This window comes from Rhizobium acaciae (genome assembly GCF_025941625.1).
GTDB lineage: Bacteria > Pseudomonadota > Alphaproteobacteria > Rhizobiales > Rhizobiaceae > Rhizobium > Rhizobium acaciae.
Map to the genome: position 1 here is coordinate 91,311 of NZ_JAPCZO010000026.1, position 17,773 is coordinate 109,083.

The 17,773-nt window shown below is 58.2% G+C and carries 17 protein-coding genes and 1 pseudogene; 4 read left to right on the forward strand and 14 right to left on the reverse strand.

What is annotated here, in order from left to right; translation table 11 throughout:
- Positions 1–8: 8 nt before the first annotated feature.
- Positions 9–1,043, reverse strand: a complete 1,035-nt coding sequence (locus OLZ32_RS31865; RefSeq protein WP_264396284.1) for a LacI family DNA-binding transcriptional regulator — start codon at positions 1,041–1,043, stop codon at positions 9–11.
- Between the two features lie 573 nt (positions 1,044–1,616).
- Here OLZ32_RS31865 and OLZ32_RS31870 point away from each other — a divergent pair.
- The 3 genes from OLZ32_RS31870 to OLZ32_RS31880 all read left to right on the forward strand — a co-directional run bounded on the left by OLZ32_RS31870 (position 1,617) and on the right by OLZ32_RS31880 (position 4,740).
- Positions 1,617–2,864 carry an ABC transporter substrate-binding protein gene (locus OLZ32_RS31870; RefSeq protein ID WP_003550152.1) on the forward strand — a complete coding sequence of 416 codons (1,248 nt, stop codon included), beginning with the start codon at positions 1,617–1,619 and terminating at the stop codon, positions 2,862–2,864.
- Positions 2,865–2,952: 88 nt separating this feature from the next.
- Positions 2,953–3,891: a carbohydrate ABC transporter permease gene (locus tag OLZ32_RS31875; RefSeq protein ID WP_003550151.1), complete on the forward strand. Its 939-nt coding sequence runs from the start codon at positions 2,953–2,955 to the stop codon at positions 3,889–3,891.
- A gap of 3 nt (positions 3,892–3,894) precedes the next feature.
- On the forward strand, positions 3,895–4,740 hold the full coding sequence (locus tag OLZ32_RS31880; protein WP_003550150.1) for a carbohydrate ABC transporter permease: 846 nt from the start codon (positions 3,895–3,897) through the stop codon (positions 4,738–4,740).
- On the opposite strand, the gene OLZ32_RS31885 is transcribed toward OLZ32_RS31880, so the two are convergent.
- The 7 genes from OLZ32_RS31885 to ugpB form a co-directional block, all read right to left on the reverse strand.
- A complete protein-coding gene (locus tag OLZ32_RS31885; RefSeq protein ID WP_264424343.1) occupies positions 4,698–5,543 on the reverse strand; it encodes an HAD-IIB family hydrolase in 846 nt (281 codons plus the stop codon). The two genes, OLZ32_RS31880 and OLZ32_RS31885, sit on opposite strands and share 43 nt — an antisense overlap.
- The gene (locus OLZ32_RS31890) at positions 5,540–6,325 is read right to left on the reverse strand and encodes a DeoR/GlpR family DNA-binding transcription regulator (RefSeq protein WP_264396286.1); all 786 of its coding nucleotides are present in this window, start codon (positions 6,323–6,325) and stop codon (positions 5,540–5,542) included. The genes OLZ32_RS31885 and OLZ32_RS31890 overlap by 4 nt, the downstream gene beginning before the upstream one ends.
- Positions 6,326–6,334: 9 nt before the next feature.
- Positions 6,335–7,084, reverse strand: a complete 750-nt coding sequence (locus tag OLZ32_RS31895) for a glycerophosphoryl diester phosphodiesterase (protein ID WP_264424345.1) — start codon at positions 7,082–7,084, stop codon at positions 6,335–6,337.
- A gap of 55 nt (positions 7,085–7,139) precedes the next feature.
- Complete coding sequence (locus tag OLZ32_RS31900) at positions 7,140–8,186, reverse strand: sn-glycerol-3-phosphate import ATP-binding protein UgpC (RefSeq protein ID WP_264396288.1); 1,047 nt, start codon at positions 8,184–8,186, stop codon at positions 7,140–7,142.
- Position 8,187: 1 nt separating this feature from the next.
- Positions 8,188–9,036 (reverse strand): sn-glycerol-3-phosphate ABC transporter permease UgpE, encoded by an 849-nt coding sequence (gene ugpE, locus OLZ32_RS31905; protein ID WP_003562583.1) that lies wholly within the window; start codon positions 9,034–9,036, stop codon positions 8,188–8,190.
- Between the two features lie 12 nt (positions 9,037–9,048).
- Positions 9,049–9,933, reverse strand: coding sequence for a sn-glycerol-3-phosphate ABC transporter permease UgpA (gene ugpA, locus OLZ32_RS31910; protein ID WP_018073118.1), 885 nt, complete (start codon positions 9,931–9,933; stop codon positions 9,049–9,051).
- A gap of 65 nt (positions 9,934–9,998) precedes the next feature.
- Entirely contained in the window at positions 9,999–11,321 is a 1,323-nt protein-coding gene (ugpB, locus tag OLZ32_RS31915; RefSeq protein ID WP_026160235.1) for a sn-glycerol-3-phosphate ABC transporter substrate-binding protein UgpB, read from the reverse strand.
- Between the two features lie 213 nt (positions 11,322–11,534).
- On the opposite strand from ugpB, the pseudogene OLZ32_RS31920 reads away from it, so the two are divergent.
- Positions 11,535–11,961, forward strand: a pseudogene (locus OLZ32_RS31920) (anion permease); the annotation flags it as partial.
- Here OLZ32_RS31920 and OLZ32_RS31925 read toward each other — a convergent pair.
- The 6 genes from OLZ32_RS31925 to OLZ32_RS31950 are packed head-to-tail and all read right to left on the reverse strand — an operon-like array spanning position 11,934 to position 17,657.
- On the reverse strand, positions 11,934–12,932 hold the full coding sequence (locus OLZ32_RS31925) for a sugar kinase (protein ID WP_264396289.1): 999 nt from the start codon (positions 12,930–12,932) through the stop codon (positions 11,934–11,936). The pseudogene OLZ32_RS31920 and the gene OLZ32_RS31925 overlap by 28 nt on opposite strands.
- 18 nt (positions 12,933–12,950) lie before the next feature.
- The gene (locus tag OLZ32_RS31930) at positions 12,951–13,766 is read right to left on the reverse strand and encodes a carbohydrate ABC transporter permease (RefSeq protein ID WP_003550140.1); all 816 of its coding nucleotides are present in this window, start codon (positions 13,764–13,766) and stop codon (positions 12,951–12,953) included.
- The gene (locus tag OLZ32_RS31935) at positions 13,766–14,704 is read right to left on the reverse strand and encodes a carbohydrate ABC transporter permease (protein ID WP_017991331.1); all 939 of its coding nucleotides are present in this window, start codon (positions 14,702–14,704) and stop codon (positions 13,766–13,768) included. The genes OLZ32_RS31930 and OLZ32_RS31935 overlap by 1 nt, the downstream gene beginning before the upstream one ends.
- Positions 14,704–16,032, reverse strand: a complete 1,329-nt coding sequence (locus tag OLZ32_RS31940; RefSeq protein WP_003550137.1) for an ABC transporter substrate-binding protein — start codon at positions 16,030–16,032, stop codon at positions 14,704–14,706. Before OLZ32_RS31940 ends, OLZ32_RS31935 begins: the two co-directional genes overlap by 1 nt.
- 55 nt (positions 16,033–16,087) lie before the next feature.
- The gene (locus OLZ32_RS31945) at positions 16,088–16,765 is read right to left on the reverse strand and encodes a GntR family transcriptional regulator (RefSeq protein ID WP_017991332.1); all 678 of its coding nucleotides are present in this window, start codon (positions 16,763–16,765) and stop codon (positions 16,088–16,090) included.
- 7 nt (positions 16,766–16,772) lie between these two features.
- Positions 16,773–17,657: a dihydrodipicolinate synthase family protein gene (locus tag OLZ32_RS31950; protein ID WP_017991333.1), complete on the reverse strand. Its 885-nt coding sequence runs from the start codon at positions 17,655–17,657 to the stop codon at positions 16,773–16,775.
- Positions 17,658–17,773: the final 116 nt, after the last annotated feature.

Genomic DNA, 17,773 nt, shown 5'->3' on the forward strand with positions numbered 1-17,773 from the left:
ACACGGCCTCAAGCCGACTCGCGCATGACCAGCGTTGCCTCGAGGATTACCTTGTTCGTCGCAGGGGTGGTTCCATCATCCTCACTCTCGATATGCGCCAGCAAAAGCTCCACGGATTTTGCGGCGATCTCGGGCGCGTTCTGGGCCATGGTCGTCAGCGACGGACAGGTATATCGGCTAAGCGGGTGATCGTCGTGCCCGGCAATGCGCACGTCGCACGCGTCGTTCCGGCCGATTTTCAGTCCCGACGCGAATGCGGCTGCCATTGCGCCGAAAGCAAAGCGGTCGTTGGCGCATAGCAGCGTTTTGCCCGGAAGACTGCCATTCGCAAGAATTCTCTGCATCTGCTCGTATCCGAGACGCTCGAATTCCCAGGAAGGTGGGGCGTCGCAATCGATGACGAGCGGGGAGTGCCCTTCCCTCGCCATGGTCGCGCGGTAGCCCGCCTGCCGCTCGCCGGCATTCTCGGTCATATGCGGAATTTCCAGGAAGATCGGCGGCTCACCGGACCGGCAGAGATATTGCACAATGGCTGCCATGCTTTGCGCGTTATCGTTGCCGACATAAGGAAGGTCGGCGTCGGCAGGATTGTCGAAGCAGACGACGGGGATGGCATCCCTTAGTCTTTCCAGCGCGGAACGGCGCAAACCGGCTCCGAGCGGCGCAACGATCGCGCCTGCAACCTTCAGCGACAGCAAGGTCCGCACGGCCTCGGCCTCCAGCTCCGGCCGCGTGTGCGAAGAGATCTGGACGGGCCAGAATCCCTTTTCGCGCAACTCCAGCTCGATCAGCGATACGACCTGCACATAAAAGGGATCCGACATGGTCGGGACCAGAATCCCGATATTTCTGGTCCGCTTGCGATTGAGATGCCGGGCGAAAAGGTTCGGCTCGAAATGCGACTTCTTGAGAGCCGCCTCGATACGCTTGCGGGTCACCTCCTTGATCTGCGAGGGATCATCGAAATATTTCGACAAGGTCGGACGCGATACGCCGGCGGCAGTCGCGAAGTCGTCCATCGATTTATAATTTTTCTTGGCCATTCAATTCCTTACTGGCGGGACAACGACAACTGATCGGGAATGACTTCACGCAACGGCCGATCCTCTGACGCGCCAAATCACGCATTCGGCGATTTGTACAGGTGATCTTCGTATCCTGAATCGTCGAAAATCACCGCGTAAGCCGGCGTGATCCGTCATTTTTGGTGCAGCTCTGCCCTCCCTTTCGAAAATCGAAATATTCCCTTCATTTGCGACTTGTGCAGTCTGCGCCGCGTGGTTGCAAAAGGCGCTTGTTTCAGCACCCAAAATTCGAAAATTTGCAGTGAAGAAGCCAGGTGCCACGCTTTTCATTTTGTTGGGTAAACTTTCATTTGTTTACGAAAGTAAAGAAAAAATGCGTCACAAGCAATACAAATGCTGCAGAAAAACACTGATGATGTCAACCAATTTTATGATTTTTTATCAATGATTTAACGCAACACGCGCGGTGAATGCCGGCCTCCCATCTTTTCCCGATCGCAGTTCTTCATTGACAGATGGGGGCTTCAGGGAACCTACTTTGCCTACGATCTTGAGGAGGATCGATTAACTGACAATCTTTGGGAGGCACAAATGAATATCAGAAAATTCGGCGTGACGATGCGGGCTGCCGTGGCGGTATGGGCGCTCTGCGCCACATCGGCGTTTGCCGACACCACCATCGAGTTCATTCAATGGTGGGAACCCGAAATGCCGTCGGGCGCTCTGCGCGGCATCATGAACGATTTCGAAGCCAAAAACCCCGGCATCAAGGTGACGCTGGTCAGCGGCCCCTATGCCACGACGCGCGACCAGATCGTCGTCGGCGCCGCCTCCGGAACGCTCAGCGACGTGGTAGGCCTCGATGGTGCCTGGGTAAACGGGCTCTCCAAGCAGGGCGCGATCGCCTCCATGGACGAACTGATGGAGAAGGCGAAATACGACAAGAGCCAGATCACCGATATCGTCAAGGTCGATGGCAAGAGCGTGATGTTCCCGCTGGCATCCTTCGTCTACCCGGTCTTCGTGAACCTCGATATCGCCAAGGCCGCCGGCGTCGACAAGCTGCCGGCCACGCGCACGGAATTTGCCGAAGCAGCGAAGAAGATGACCGACGCCTCGAAGAACCAGTACGGCTGGGTCCTGCCGCTATCGCTGCAGTCTCCGAGCGGAATCCAGAACGACGTCATGTCCTGGGTCTGGGCCTCCGGTGCCTCGATGCTGAAGGACGGCAAGCCTGACCTCGAAAATGACGCCGTCGTCGGCACGCTCGACTATATCGCTTCCCTCAACAAGGAAGGCGTTATTTCTCCCGGCATTTTTGCCAAGAAGGAACAGGACAAGGTCGAGGAATTCGTCAATGGCCGCGTCGGCATGATGGTCGACTCCCTCGCCCATGTGAACCTGATCCGCGAGCGCAATCCGAAGCTCAATTTCGGCATCTCCGCTTTGCCCGCCACTGACGGCTACACCGGCAAGCGCGGCATGCCCTATGCCTCCTGGGGCATCGGCATCAGCGAAGGCAGCCAGCACAAGGAAGAAGCCTGGAAGCTCGTCGAATACCTGATGAGCCCTGACGTCAACGGCCGTCTCGTCTCGATTGCCAACGCCTTCCCCGGCAACGTCCATGCCAAGCCGGACTTCGTGGCCTCGGACCCGATCTTCGCGGAAGCCTTCAAAATCTTCCAGAGCGGCTATCCTGCGAACGAATTCGTCGGCCTTCCGGTTGCCGAAGAGCTGATGCGCGACATGAACGTCGAAGTTCAGAAGATGTTCGACGGCGGGCAGTCAGCCAAGGAGGCAGCTGCCAATACCGAGAAGGCTTGGCTGGCGAAGTTCTAAGCACGTCGCTTTCACGGATCACCGGCAGCGCAACCAGGCGCTGCCGGTGCAAGTCGTCAAATTTCGGCAGAATAGAAAGTCACAGCTCATGAATCATTCGGCTACGGCTCTGGTCGCTGCGCAAGCCAAAGCGCGAAGAAAAGGATGGCTTCGTTACAGCACCCTGAGGAAGCTGGTGCCGTATTTCTACGTTTCGCCGGCGACCCTGCTGCTTGTCCTGCTGATGCTGTTTCCCATGGTGATGGTCTTCAAATATTCACTGATGGACGGCGCCATCATGAAAAAGGACGCTGCCTTCGCGGGCGTCCAGAATTATATGACCATCTTCGAGAATCCGGTCTTCTGGCAGTCCGTCGTACAGACGCTTTATTTCACCATCATGAGCGTCATCTTTCACTTCATCATCGGCCTGGCCTTCGCGCTGCTGTTGAACACCAACCGCGTCGATCCGCTCATTCGCAGCATCCTGCGCGTGCTCTTCATCCTGCCCTGGCTGTTCACGGCCGTCATCATCGCCATCATCTGGCGCCTGCTGCTCGACCCGAACGGCGTCGTCAACAGCGTGCTGATGGCGCTCCATATCATCAACTTCAAGGTCGAGTGGTTCTCCTCCACGCGCACCGCCATCCATGCTTTGACCTTCGCAAACATCTGGGCAGGCTATCCGCTCTACATGGTCAGCCTGCTCGCCGGCCTCCAGGGCATTTCGAAGGAGCTTTACGAGGCGGCCGGTATCGATGGCGCCAACGAAATCCAAAAGTTCTGGTACATCACCATTCCGCAGCTGATGCCGATCATCATCAGCATCGCGCTCCTCGATTTCATCTGGACGATGCAGGTTTTTCCACTCGTATGGATGACGACGGGCGGTGGCCCGATCTATTCGACGGAAGTGCTCTCCACCTTCACTTACAAGCTCGCCTTCTCCCAGTACGAATTCTCGCTGGCTTCGGCGAGCGCAATGATCATCCTCATCATCTCGATGAGCGTCACCTACTTCTACATCAAACACCAGCAGCGCAGGTGATCCATGGCAAAGCGTTCCTTCAAAAGCTCGGTATTGCCGACCATCCTGACCTATCTCGGCCTGGCGATCGGCCTCGTCTTTTCGGCCTTTCCGATCGTGTGGATGTTTTTCAGTTCGCTGAAGTCGAACACGGAAATCTTCGCCCTTCCGCCGCGGCTGTTGCCGGATGACTTTACGGTGGCCGCCTATCTGACGATCTTCAACGATCCCGTGAAAGTGCGGTTCTTCATCAACAGTTACTTCGTCGCCGGCGTCGTCACCGCCCTGACCCTGGTCGTCGCGATCGTAACCGCCTACGGCTTCAGCCGCTATCAGTTCCGGTTCAAGAACACCTTGAACATCTTCATCATCAGTACCCAGACCGTTCCGCCGATCACCCTTCTCATCCCCTATTTCGGAATGGTGGTCGCCTTCAGGATCTTCGATACCTATTTGGCGCTGATCCTCACCTACATGGTCTTCACCCTGCCTTACGCCGTCCTGCTGATGACAGGTTATCTCAACACCCTGCCGAAAGAGCTGGACGAGGCCGTCCTGGTCGACGGCGGTTCAAGCTGGACGGCGCTCTGGCGCGTCATCGTTCCCGTTTCCATCCCCGGGATCGTCGCCACGGCGGTCTACACTTTCCTGCTGGCCTGGAACGAATTCCTCTTCGCGCTGACTCTGACGAAATCGATGGACCTCCGGACGGTTCCGATCGGCATCCAGCTTCTGATGGGCCAGCACGCCTTCGAATGGAACGAGATGATGGCGATGAGCGTGCTCGGTTCGCTTCCTCTTCTGGTACTCTACCTGGTTGCTCAACGCTACTTCCTGGCAGGCATGACCGCAGGCTCGGTCAAAAGCTGACGAGACGTCTCAGAACCTGCGCCAGCCGCGTTCAAGATCGTTCGGGCAATATCGGCAAAGCCAAGCCCGGCGGGCTGCGACGAGACCCATTTCGGCGCGTATTGTAATTGTGAAAGAACCGGGATGATGTTGTTGACCCCGAAGGAGTTGCGGATAAAGCCAAACATCGGTGCATCATTTCGAGAGTCACCGACGAAGGCGGTCACAGCGGCCGTTTCATCGGGATCGACACCAAACATCTCGGTTAGAACGCGTTCGCTCATCGAGCGCTTGTTGTAAGCGCCGATCCATGTGTTGATGTGAATGGAGCTGATCGCAACCGTTCCGCCAATGGCTCTTATACTGGATGCGAGGTCCTCGACCTCACGCGGGTCGTGACCCTGGATATCGATCGCGACGTCCGCCAGCCGGAAGACCTGATCGTGGGCAATTTTGAACGTCTTGCTACCCTGAGAGACCAGCTCTTTGATTGCCTGAAGATGCTGGCGCTGGCGCTCAGCCTGCAGGGTGGCGTCCTCCCAATAGTCGAAGACGACTGCGCCGTCCTGACGGGTGACACAATATGCGCCACTTTCGCCGATGACCGCGGCTACCGGCCAGGCACGAACGATATGTTCGCACCATCCGGCTGAGCCGCCCGTCACCGGCACGACAGCAATGCCGGCCCGGCTGAGATCCCAGAGAGCGCCGTAGGTCTGCGGCAGAAGTTTACCCTCTGTCGTCAGGGTATCGTCGATGTCGGTGAACAGGTAGCGCACATCCTGCAACTCACGAGCTGATGGCGCCAGGTCTACATAGCTCATGTCATATCCTCGCTGCATGTGACCACATCCAAGCCGCTCTCGGCGAGAGCATTGGTGGCGGCCGCGTCGCCAGGCAGCCGATCGGTGTAGAAACGGGTGAGTTTGCTGAATGGCGCAACACGCACGGCCGCGTTGCGCGTCCACTTGCTGACGTCCGCGGCCAGAATCTGCGTTTGTGAATTCTCCAGCAGAGCATTGGTGATCTGGGCTTCGCTGTAGCTGAAGTCCATCAGTCCGTTCAGCGGGCTCAAAGCGCCTGCGCCGACGATTGCGTAAGTCGCATAGAATTTTTCGACGAACCTGATCACATCCGTGCCGACCACGTCGCGGTCATCGTGACGCAAAAGACCGCCCGTCAAATGAACCTCGACGCTCGGCGCGTCGCAAAGGCTCAAGGCGACGTGGATGTTGTTGGTGATCACCGTCAGCCCCTGATGATCACGCAGCGCCTCGGCAACGAATTGAACCGTACTGCCGATCCCGAGAAACACTGTCGCGTCTGCACCTATATCGGAAGCGACACGCTTGGCGATAAGCCGCTTGGCGCGCCGATTGAGTTGGGCGCGAGCATTGAGCGAGATGTTGCTGCCTTCGACCGGCAGATCGACGCCGCCGTGAAAGCGGCGCGCGTGCCCGAGATCGCATAATGCATTGATATCGCGCCGGATCGTCTGCGTCGTCAGTTCGTATCGACGTGCCAGTTCCTCGATGTACTGAACACCTTCCGTCTCGATCAGCGCGAGGATCTCACGTTGCCGGCTCGATATGATCCGCTGCCCCATCGCCGCTCCTTACGTGAGGTAGACACTGGGGTCGTCTGTTATCACACCGGTCAAACCGACATCCCAGAAAGATGCGAGCCGCCTGGGATCGTTGCAGGTCCAAGCCCGCACCGAGATGCCGCGACGAACAGCCTCTTCGAGAAACCCGATACTGAGAGCCTTGTAGTCAAGATGGATGGTCTTTGCTGGTATTGACCGAAGGATATCGGTCCAATCCGCAGGCAGCTTGCTCCACAGCATGGCGAGCTCGTAGCTTGGATCGATCTCGTACATTCCCTTCAGCGCAGCGGCATCAAAGCTCGAGATCATGATCTTGGTATGCGGCGGCCGCGCCTTCAGATGTTGATCAACGAGTTTGACCAGCTGGCCGAGTGACTTGTGATGGGCGTGCTGCTTGATCTCGACATTGGCGTTGAGGCCGAGTTCGCCCAGCGCCGAAACAACGCGGGCCAGCGTCGGCAGTGGTTCGCCTTTGAATTTCGGGCTGAACCATGAGCCGGCATCGATGGCGTCGAGATCCGACGCGGTGAGGTCGGCAAGATTTCCCTTCGACGACGAACAGCGATCGATGGAGACGTCGTGGATGACGACCGGGGTACCGTCAGCAAGAAGTGCAACATCGAGTTCGACCCATTCCGCACCTTGTTCGGCGGCCGCCCGGAAAGCGGCAATGGTATTCTCGGGCGCAATGGCAGAGGCGCCTCGATGCGCCTGAACCTCACTGCGTCTCGGGCCGGATCGCGGCTCTACGGTCGTCATCGTCTCATCTCTTTCGTCGTCTTCTGGGGTGGGATGGAGAAATAATAAGCCGGAGTCAATCTGTGCGTTTTCCGGTATCGCTGTTGAAGGGATGCATCGCGCCGACACGTGCGAAGACGTCGATATTTGCATTCTCGGCAAAATCCGGACGACCCGGTACGGTCAGGACGACCGTCTGCTGGCTTCCGCCCAATCGCACATGCAGATGGCTTTCTCCCCCGATGGGCTCGAGCAATTCGACCGTTGCATTGAGACGAACGGAAGGCTCTACCGGCTTGGTGACGAGCAACGCGTCCGGACGAAGGCCGACCATGTCGGTGCGGGCCGGCAATGCCAGGGCACTTGCGCTGTCGGCTGCCCTAAGGACGTCGATCGGCACGAGATTCATAGGCGGCGAGCCGATGAAGCTGGCGACAAACAGGCTCGCCGGGCGATCGTAGACCGCCACGGGCGTGCCGACCTGTTCGACAAGTCCTCCGTTCATCACGACCAGCCGGTCTGCCAGCGTCATCGCTTCAAGCTGGTCATGGGTGACGTAGATGCTGGTGGTCTTCAGGCGCCGTTGCAGCCGGCGTATTTCAACGCGCATCTGCACCCGCAATTTGGCATCGAGATTGGACAGAGGCTCATCGAACAGGAAGGCGGCCGGCTCGCGAACGATCGCGCGCCCCATCGCAACGCGCTGGCGCTGCCCGCCGGAGAGCTCGCGAGGTTTACGATCCAACATCGGCCCGATTTCGAGGATCTCGGCAGCCTCCGCCACACGGCGGTTGATTTCCGCCCGTTCGGTGCCGCGATTTTTCAAACCATATTCGAGATTTCCGCGTACGGTCATATGCGGATAGAGCGCATAATTCTGAAAGACCATGGCGATATCGCGGTCGGCGGGCTCTGCCTTGTTGACATTGCGGCCGGCAATCTCGACATGGCCCTCGCTGATCGTTTCCAGCCCGGCAATCATGCGAAGCAAAGTTGACTTACCACAACCCGAGGGGCCGACGAGCACGATGAGTTCGCCATCCGCAACAGACAGGTTGATGCCTTTGACCGCCGGGACGGTGCCATAATTCTTCTTGACGTCGATGATGTTGATCGTTGCCATTTCATTTCTCCGTTTCGACCAGGCCTTTGACAAAAAGGCGTTGCATGGCGACGATGACGAGGACAGGTGGTAGTGCGGCCAGAATCACCGCTGCCATCACGAGATTCCAGCGCGGTTCGGCATCGGCAACCGCTGCCATGCGCTGGATTCCCATCACGACGGTATAGAAGCTCTGGTCGGTCGTTATGATGAGCGGCCAGAGATACTGGTTCCAGCCGAGCACGAATAAGATGATGAAGAGCGCCGCGATATTGGTGATCGACAGCGGCAGCAGAATATCCCGGAAGAACTTCATCGGCCCTGCCCCATCGACACGGGCAGCCTCCATGAGTTCGTCGGGGACAGTCAGAAAGAACTGACGAAACAGGAAGGTTGCCGTTGCCGATGCGATCAGCGGAATGATGAGGCCGCCGTAATTGTTCAGCATTCCGAGATCGGCGACGACTTTGTAGGTCGGCACGATGCGCACCTCGACCGGCAGCATCAGCGTGATGAAGATCATCCAAAATGCCAAGGTCCGGAACGGAAACCGGAAATAGACGATAGCAAAGGCCGAAAGGATCGAAATAGCGATCTTCCCGACGGCGACGCCAACCGCCATGATCAGCGAGTTGATCATCATCGGCCCGATCGGCGGCGCCCCCGAGCTTGTCATTCCGGAGGACAGCATCGTCGAATAGTTCTCGATGATGTGGCTTCCCGGAGTCAGCGGCACGACGCCTGACAGGAAGTCGTTTGGGCCGTGGCTCGATGCGATGAAAGCCACGTAGACCGGAAATACGACGATCGTGACGCCAATGATGAGGACAAGGTGCGCCAGGAAATTCAGGAAAGGGCGATTTTCAACCATCCTCGGGATTCCTCAATATTGCACGCGGCGTTCAATGAAACGGAATTGGACCGCGGTCAGAGCGATGACGATCACCATGAGAATGACCGACTGCGCCGCCGACGAACCCAAATTCAGACCGATGAAGCCGTCGAAATAGACCTTGTAGACAAGGATCTCGGTTGCACGCGCCGGTCCGCCTTGGGTGGTCGCATGAATGATGCCGAAGGTATCGAACATCGCGTAAACGATATTGATGACGATCAGATAGAAGGTTGTCGGTGAGATCAGCGGGAACACGATCGTCCAGAAACGCTTCACAGGACCGGCTCCGTCGATGGCCCCGGCTTCCTGAAGCGAACGCGGGACGGATTGCAGCGCAGCCAAGAAGAATAAGAAATTATAGGAAATCTGCTTCCACGTCGCCGCGATGACGATCAGGACCATGGCATCATCTGGATTGATCAGATGGTTCCAGTTGATCCCCATCGCCCGCAACATATAGGCGACGATACCGATCGACGGATTGAACATGAACCACCAAAGAATGCCGGCGATCGCGGGGGCGACGGCATATGGCCAGATGAGCAATGTCGAATAAATTCGAGAGGTGCGCAACACGCGCATCGCCGCTGCAGCCAGGAGCAGCGCAATCGCCGTTGAGAGGACCGTCACAAGAATGGCGAAGATGAGCGTATGGCCAAAGGCATTGATGTAGATCGGATCGGCGAAGAGCCGACGGTAGTTTTCGAACCAGACGAAGGTCGTTTTGAAACCGAAAGCGTCCTGGCGCAGGAAAGATTGCCAGAATGCAGTTGCCGCGGGCCAGAGGAAGAATACCACGGTCACGAAAATTTGGGGTGCGATGAGCAGGTAAGGCAAAAGCTTGTTGGGAAATACGGTCCGTTTGGTTTGCATAGGCCCTCACACTGACGGATGGGAAACGGGGGCCGGTCTCTCATCAGCCCCCGTCGCGAAGCCCATTAGTTGGCGGACTGGAAATCGCGAAGCTGTTCGTTGCCTCGTGCGACTACGGAATCAACCGCTTCCTTCGCCGTCTTCTTCCCACCCAGCAAGGCTGCAAACTCGTCGTCGATGATGCCACGCACCTGGACGTAGTTGCCGAACCGGATACCCTTCGAATTGTCGGTGGGTGTCACCCGCGTCAGTTGCTTGATGCCGATATCTGCTCCGGGATTCTTCTCGTAGTAGCCCTGGTCCTGGCCCAGCTTATACGCAGCCTCGGTTATCGGCAGGTAGCCCGAGAACTGATGCCAATCGGCTTGGACTTCCGGCTTCTGCAGGTAGGTGAAGAATTTCGCGACCCCTTTGTACTCCTCTTCCGGGCGACCTTTCAGCGTCCAGAGCGTGGCGCCGCCGATAATCGAATTGAGCGGCTGCGGAATGACGTCGTCATAGTAGGGAAGCGGCGCAAACCCGACCTTGAAAGCCTTCGCGTTGTTGATGACACCGGCCCGGCCGGCCGAGGAATTCATGTACATCGCGCATTCCTGCGAATAGAACATCGGAGGAGCATTATCGCCGCCGCCAGGCCCGCCGAATTTGAAGAGCCCCTCGTCCTGCCACTTCTTCAGATTGCCCCAATGGCGGATCGTCAGATCGTTGTTGAAGGTGAATTCCGCATCCAAGCCGCCAAAACCGTTGGCCTTGGTGGAGTAAGGCTTGTCATGCAAGGCATTGAGGTTTTCGGTCTGGATCCAGGAGATCCAGGCGCTGGTAAAGCCGCATTTGGCTGCGCCGGACTTCATGATCGTCCGCGAAAAGGCTTCGACGTCCGCCCATGTTTTTGGCGGTGTTTCCGGATCGAGCCCCGCCTTTTTGAAGACATCCTTGTTGTAATACATGATCGGCGTCGAGGAATTGAACGGCAAGGACAAGACGTTGCCGCTGGTGTCTGAGTAATAGCCGACGACCGGCGCAATGAATTTGCTCTGGTCCCAGGCCTCCCCCTCGTCTTTCATCAACTGGTAGACGGGATAGACCGCGCCTTGTGCTGCCATCATCGTGCCGGTGCCGACTTCATAGACCTGTACGATTGCCGGCTGCTGGTTGGCACGAAACGCAGCAATTGCGCCGGTCAGCGTCTCGTCATAGGTGCCTTTGAAGACCGGGACGATCTCATAGTCAGATTGAGACGCGTTGAACCCCTTGGCGATCTGTTCAAGCTTCGCGCCATTCTCGCCGCCCATTGCGTGCCACCACTGGATCTTCGTGGCGGCCATGGCCGGAACGGATAACGAAAGGCTGGTCAGTCCTGCGGACAGGAAAAAAGCGATCTTGTTCATTCTCACTCCCACTTGTTGTCGATTCATAGCCTCCCGCTACGAACGTGAGCCGATCGTAACAGGCGAGTTTCACTTTGCAAATATGGAATGTTCATATGAACACTCGATGACACCAAGCCCGACGGTCATATAGCGCGGCTGGCTGGAAGTATGAGTTGACTGGCAGATCGATTTGCGCCCTGGCCCGGTTTTGGGATGGCTCGCCTGATAGCCCTCCAGTTTGTGTCCGCCTCCCTCTATTCCCTCGGCCATAGGGGCAATGACGCTCAAAAGACGATGGGCATCATCGCCGTTTGCTATATTCGCTTGGATAGTTGGCGGGTGATTTCCATGGGCCGCTCTTGGTCGTCCTTTCATGCCAAAGTGCGTTAGCACTCGGTACGCTTTTCGGCGGCTGGCGGATGGTCCACGCCATGGGATCGAAGAGTACGCGTCTCAACCCAATGCAGGCCTTTTGTGCCGAAACAGGTGGAGCTCTGACATTGGTTGGCGCAACCTGGCTAGGCATTCCGCTTTCGACCACCCATACGATCAACGCTGGGGCTTGGCGGGCAACATTGTTGTTGCCTGGATTGTCACACGCCCCGTCGCTGCGATCATTTCAGCCTTAGGCTATTGGCGTTCGGACCTCTTCCATTGACGATCCGTCATCTTGGTCATCGGCACGTCCCAATCCCGCAGGCCATCGCAGACCTCGGCTCTGCTGGGCGCGCCTGTACGACCGCCGAATACCTGGCATTTGAGCGCTGCCGCCATGGATGCCCAGCGCATCGTCTCTTCGATCGGCAAGCCTTCGGCGACAGCCAGCGCGAAAGCGCCATGAAAGATATCGCCGGCTGCGAGCGTATCGACCGCCCTCACCTTCGGAGCGGCAAGATGGGCGATTTCACCGGTTCGGTCATCGAACCAGAAGGAACCATTTTCGCCAGCCGTGACGCTGATGAAAGCTCGCTCGAACTTTCGTTTCAGAAGGCCGACGATCTTCACCAGCTCGGCTGCACCCGCAAGCCGCTCGGCGGCCGGCTGCGAGAATACGATGTGGCTGGCCGCCGGTGCAAGCATCTCGATCACGCCATCGCCTGCAACGTCGCCATCGAGAATGGCCGGCTTTCCCGCCTCTCGGGCGGCCAATAGCGTTCGCAATGCAAGCTTCGGCCACCGCACGTCGACCAGCACCGCATCGAAAGATGAAACCTCCTGTCTGGTGACCGGCTTGACCGTTTCATGCAGGCCCGCATCGTAGAAGGGCACGATCAAGCGTTCGCCCTGGTCGTCGACAAGGATGGTCGAGATCGCCGAGCGGGCGTCTTCGACGCGCAGCATGCCGCTCGTGTCTATGCCGCTCTCGCTGAGATCAGCAATGATCCGTTCGCCAACGGCGTCATTGCCGACTGCGCCCCAGAGGCTGGCATCGCCGCCCAGCCGGGCGACCGCAAAGGCCGCACTCGATGCCATGCCTTCGGCGATCTGGAGCATATCGTAGGGCAGAATTTTGCCCTGGCCGGTCGGCAAGGTGCGCACCCGAAACAGAGTGTCCATAACCGCCGCGCCGACACACAAAACGCGGCGCTCCCGACCGGGAGGCGCATCGAAGGCAGAAGAAGTCGTCAAAGCCTTTGTCTCACCCGCTTACTTGACGGCTCCGGCCGTCAGGCCCGCCACGATCTGCCGTTGTGCAAACACCGTCAATATCAGCACGGGCAAGGTGACGATCAACGCCGCCGCCGCCAATGGTCCCCAACTGACCTGCTCGAAAGAGAGCATGTTGTAGACGGCGACGGGAAGCGTGCGCGTCTCGCGGCTGGCAAGCACGATGCCGAAGACGAAGTTGTTCCACGAGAAGATGACCGACAGAATGAAGGCGACAACGATGCCCGGCCTGGCGATCGGCAAGGCGACCAGGCGGAAAACCTGCCAGGGCGTTGCGCCGTCGATGCTTGCAGCCTCTTCCAGCTCCATCGGCGTCGTTTCGAAATAACCGATCATGATCCATACGACGATCGGCACGGTGACCACGAGATGGATGATGATCTGCGGCATGAGCGTGCCGAGCAGGTTCAGCCACTGGAACAGCAGGAAGAGCGGGATCAGGAAGGAAAGGCCGGGCGTCATGCGCGCGATCATGATGACCATCGCGGACTTCTCGGCCTTCAGCCGCGCGATGCCATATCCGGCCGGCACGCCGATCAGCAGCGCCAGAAGCGTGGCGGCACCCGTCACCAGCACCGAATTCCAGAGATAGAGGAAGAAATTGTTCTCCTCGAAAACCTTCAGATAGTTCGACCAGGCCAAGCGCTCCGGAATGAAGATCGGCGGATAGGCGCCGTTGTCGATCTCATATTTCAGCGACAGCGAGATCATCCAGAGGAAGAACAGGACGACCGGTGAGATCATCACCAGGGCAACAAACAGCAGTCCGATGCGATCGAGCGTCTTGCGCTTCATCAGCGTGCCTCCCCGTCGGACCAGTTCACCCGCTGCCGGAGCATCATAAGGACGAAGGAGAGCAGTACGATGAGGATGAAGAAGACAACCGCCATGGCCGAGCCATACCCGATATCGTAGTAGGCGAAAGCGGTGTTGTAGAGATAGATGTTGATCGTCTCCGACGCCGTGCCGGGGCCGCCTTGGGTCATGGCATAGATGATGTCGAAACTTTTCACCGCGTCGATGCTGCGGATGATCACGGCAATCATCAGGAACGGCGCGATCATCGGCAGCGTCAGATAGCGAAATTTTTGCCAGACATTGGCTCCATCGATTTCAGCACTCTCATAGGGTTCACGCGGGACCGCCGCCAGACCGCCGAGCACGATCAGCATGATAAGCGGCGTCCATTGCCAGGTCTCGACCAGCACCAGCGACGGGATGACGCTGCTCTGATTATAAATCCACTCCTGCGGGCCGATGCCGATGAAGGAGAGGAGATAGTTGAGGACGCCGAGCTGCGGATGGTACATCATCGTCCAGACGAGAGCGATGGCGACAGGTGTGGCCATCATCGGCATCACGAATATGCCGCGGATAAGACCACGCAACGGAAATTGAGCATCGAAGATCAGCGCCGCGAGCGTCCCCAGAAAAAGGGGAACCACAACGGAGAGCGTCGTATAGAGCACCGTATGCCACAGCGACTCCCAAAAGCGCATGTCGGTGGCGAGGCGCGCGTAATTGTCCAGCCCTGCAAAGACCTGTGACTGGCCGAGCGTCCAGCTGTTGACGCTCATCCAAAGCGTAAACACCCATGGGAAAACGATGACGGCCGCAATGACGATGAGCGCCGGGATGACGAAAGGCCAGTAGTTGGGAGCAAACCGATCCGGTTTGCTCCTTCCCTTCGACGTCTTGGCCAATGCGGCCGTTTCGATGCTTGTCGAGGCCATTATCCCTCGCTTTTCGCCAGGACGGGTTCGAACTGTGCCGTCGCTGCCTTCAGCTCGGTTTCGGGATCGGCGCCGCCGATCATGTTGGTGAGACCGACACCATAGACGTCGCGGAACTCGGTGACCGGAATAATGACCGGCAGCGCGAGCTGCGAGATCTTGCCGGAACCGACGACGGCATCAAGCCAGGCGCCCGGCATCTTGACGCCTTCGCGGACCTTCGCATCCTCGAGGACGGACTGGCGGAAAGGAACGCCGGCGCCGGCCTGCAGCAGACGTGCGCCCATTTCATGCGAAATCGCCCATTGGCAGAAGAGGTACCCGGCTTCTTTCTTCTGGCTTGCCGCGACGACGCCAAGGCCGTCGCCGAAGGTGCCTGCGGCCTGTGCCTTCGGACCTTTCGGCATGATGCCGTAACCGACTTGGCCGACGACACGCGACTTTTCCGGATTCTCGATCGGCGGTGCAAAACCGACGCCGTCCAGCCACATGCCGATCTTGCCCTGCAGGAAGGCCGACTGCGCCTCGGCCCAGTTGAAGCCGGAAACGCCGGGAGGGGCGGTCTTGGTCATCAGCTTTTGATAGAGCGTCGCAGCATCGATCGCTTCCTGCGATGTCGTGCGCAGCTTGCCATCCGGGCCGAGCGGGCTCGAACCATAGCCGAGCAGCAGCGACGTCCAGACCGGCGTATTGGCGTTCTTCAGGCCGCGGGCGACGAAGCCGTAGGTGTTGCTCGAAGGATCGGTGAGCGCTTCCGCAGCACTGGCGAGTTCTTCGAACGTCGTCGGGTAGGCAAGCCCCTTCTTCTCGAACAGCGTCTTGTTCCAGTAGATGATCCAGTAATCGACCGAGAATGGAAGCGAACGCAGAACGCCGTCCGGATCTTTGGCAAAAGTCAGGCCCGCTTCGGCGAAATCCGTTTCAACCAGAGAGGGGTCGGTCAGAGAGGGGTCCTTGAGAAAACCGCCGATATCGGCAAGCCAGCCGCCTTTTTCGAATTGCCGCTTCTGGACATGATAGCTCATGTGCACGACATCGAAGCTCGGCTTGCCGGAGCTCAGCTCGATGGTCGTCTTCTGGCGCTGCTGTTGTTCGGGCGTCGCTTCGGCATTGACCTTGATGCCGGTGAGTTCCTCGAATTCGGACAGGTACTTCAGAAGTATTTCGCTGCGCGGGCTCTTGACCAGGTTGACTTCGAGCGTCGTGCCGGCAAAGCGCTTCCAATCGACGGCAGCCGATGCCAACCGGACGCCGAGCATGCTGCTGGCGCCAAAAGCGGCCGTACCCGCCAGAAAGCCGCGTCTCGTCGGGTTCAAAAACGATGACATGTGATTCCTCCTCCTTTTGCCGGCGATCTCCTCACCCCCGGCTGTTTATTTCCGATTATATCCTGAGCGCACGATCTCTTGCATGATTGATATGTGCGACAAGGCTGTTGACGGCGTCCTCCGCCGATCGTCGTTCGATCGCCTCGAGCACCTTCAAGTGCTCAACCATGACAGGCCCGACGTGACCTTCGATGCGAAAACGGTCCTGACTGATCAGGCGCATCTTGATCGAGTTCACCCGGTAGGCATTCGAGATGATGGTATTTCCAAGGGCATCGATGAAGGCGTCGTGCATGCCCCAATCGACAGCCTGCGCATGCACCTCCAATTCGTGCGATCCATCGCCGCTTCGAATGGCGTCGGCGATGTCCCGATGCTGCTTCAGGAGCCCGGCGACCGTCTCGTGAGACGCAGAGCGGGTGAAAAGCGCGACCGCTTCCTTCTCCAGGAATACGCGCAGCTGGAACGCCTCGCGAATGAGGTTCAGATCGATATGAGCGATCTGCAACCCCCGCTGGGGCACCGTCTTGATCAGCCCTTCGGCTTCCAGCCGGGGGATGAGTTCGCGAATGGCGCCAAGCGTCAGCCCCGTCAACTCGACGAGACGACGCTGCGAAACGAACTGGCCGGGGCGCACGTCACGCGCAAGAAGATGACGTGTGAAGCTCTCATACGCCTTTTCCCGCAGTGTCGGCTGCTCGTCCGTTCCGTCCATCGCCTCTCCCAGAAACATCTCCGACCTATGCCGCCTTCGAGCGGAAAAGCGTATCGAACGCAAGAGCGAGTTGTGCCTGCCCTTCGCCAGATATTGAAACGAGTGGCGGGCGAACCGCAAGCCAGATTTCATCCGACGTCAGATGAGCGACCATCGCTTTCACGGCAGCGGTCACCGGAAATTTCAGCAGTTCGTCCACAAAATCCTCGATGCGAGAATCGTCCTTGCCTTCCTCCGCCATCAGCTTGACTTCGCGAGGTACGAAATTCGCCATGCCGGAGATCGCACCCTGGCCGCCAAGCCGCACGCCCTTCGCCAGGTGACGTTCGTCGCCCACCAGGATGACGAGATCGCCATGCGCCTTCAGCAGCGTTTCGGTAAAAGGCCAGTCGCCGGAGGAATCCTTGACGCCTGTAACCACATTGGGAAAGGCGGTCCGCAGCCGGCCGATCAGCGATACGCTCAGCGGAACCATGGTGACCGAGGGAATGTTGTAGACGATAATGTCTCGCGCCTTGTCGCCCAGGATGGCGAAGACAGCCGAAAACCACTGAAAGACGCCGTCATCACTCACGTTCTTGAAATAGGAAGGAGGAGCAAGAAGGATATTGCGGGCTCCGTTGGAAAGCGCATGGCCGGCCTGCATCGCCGCATCCTCGGCCGCGTCGACCAGCACCCCGACGATGATCTGCTTTGCTGCTATCCCACTATCGAGCAAGGAAGCGAAAACACGCTCACGTTCCTGCGTGCCGATGGAAGAACCTTCACCCGTCGTCCCGAACAGAGTCACACTCGAGCACCCCGCAGCGAGGCTTCGGCGTGCCTGCTCGATCATCGCCTCGATCGCAATATCGCCATTGCTGTCGAACGGCGTGGCAAGAGCAACCGAGAGCCCGAATTTTTGTGTCAACTATGCTTCCTCCCAATGAACGGATCAGATGTAGCAAACTAACATGTTAGCTGTAAAGAGGTGATTGCGCACTGCTTCGTTACCTGACTGCCGAGACAGTCGCTTCTCACGCTCAA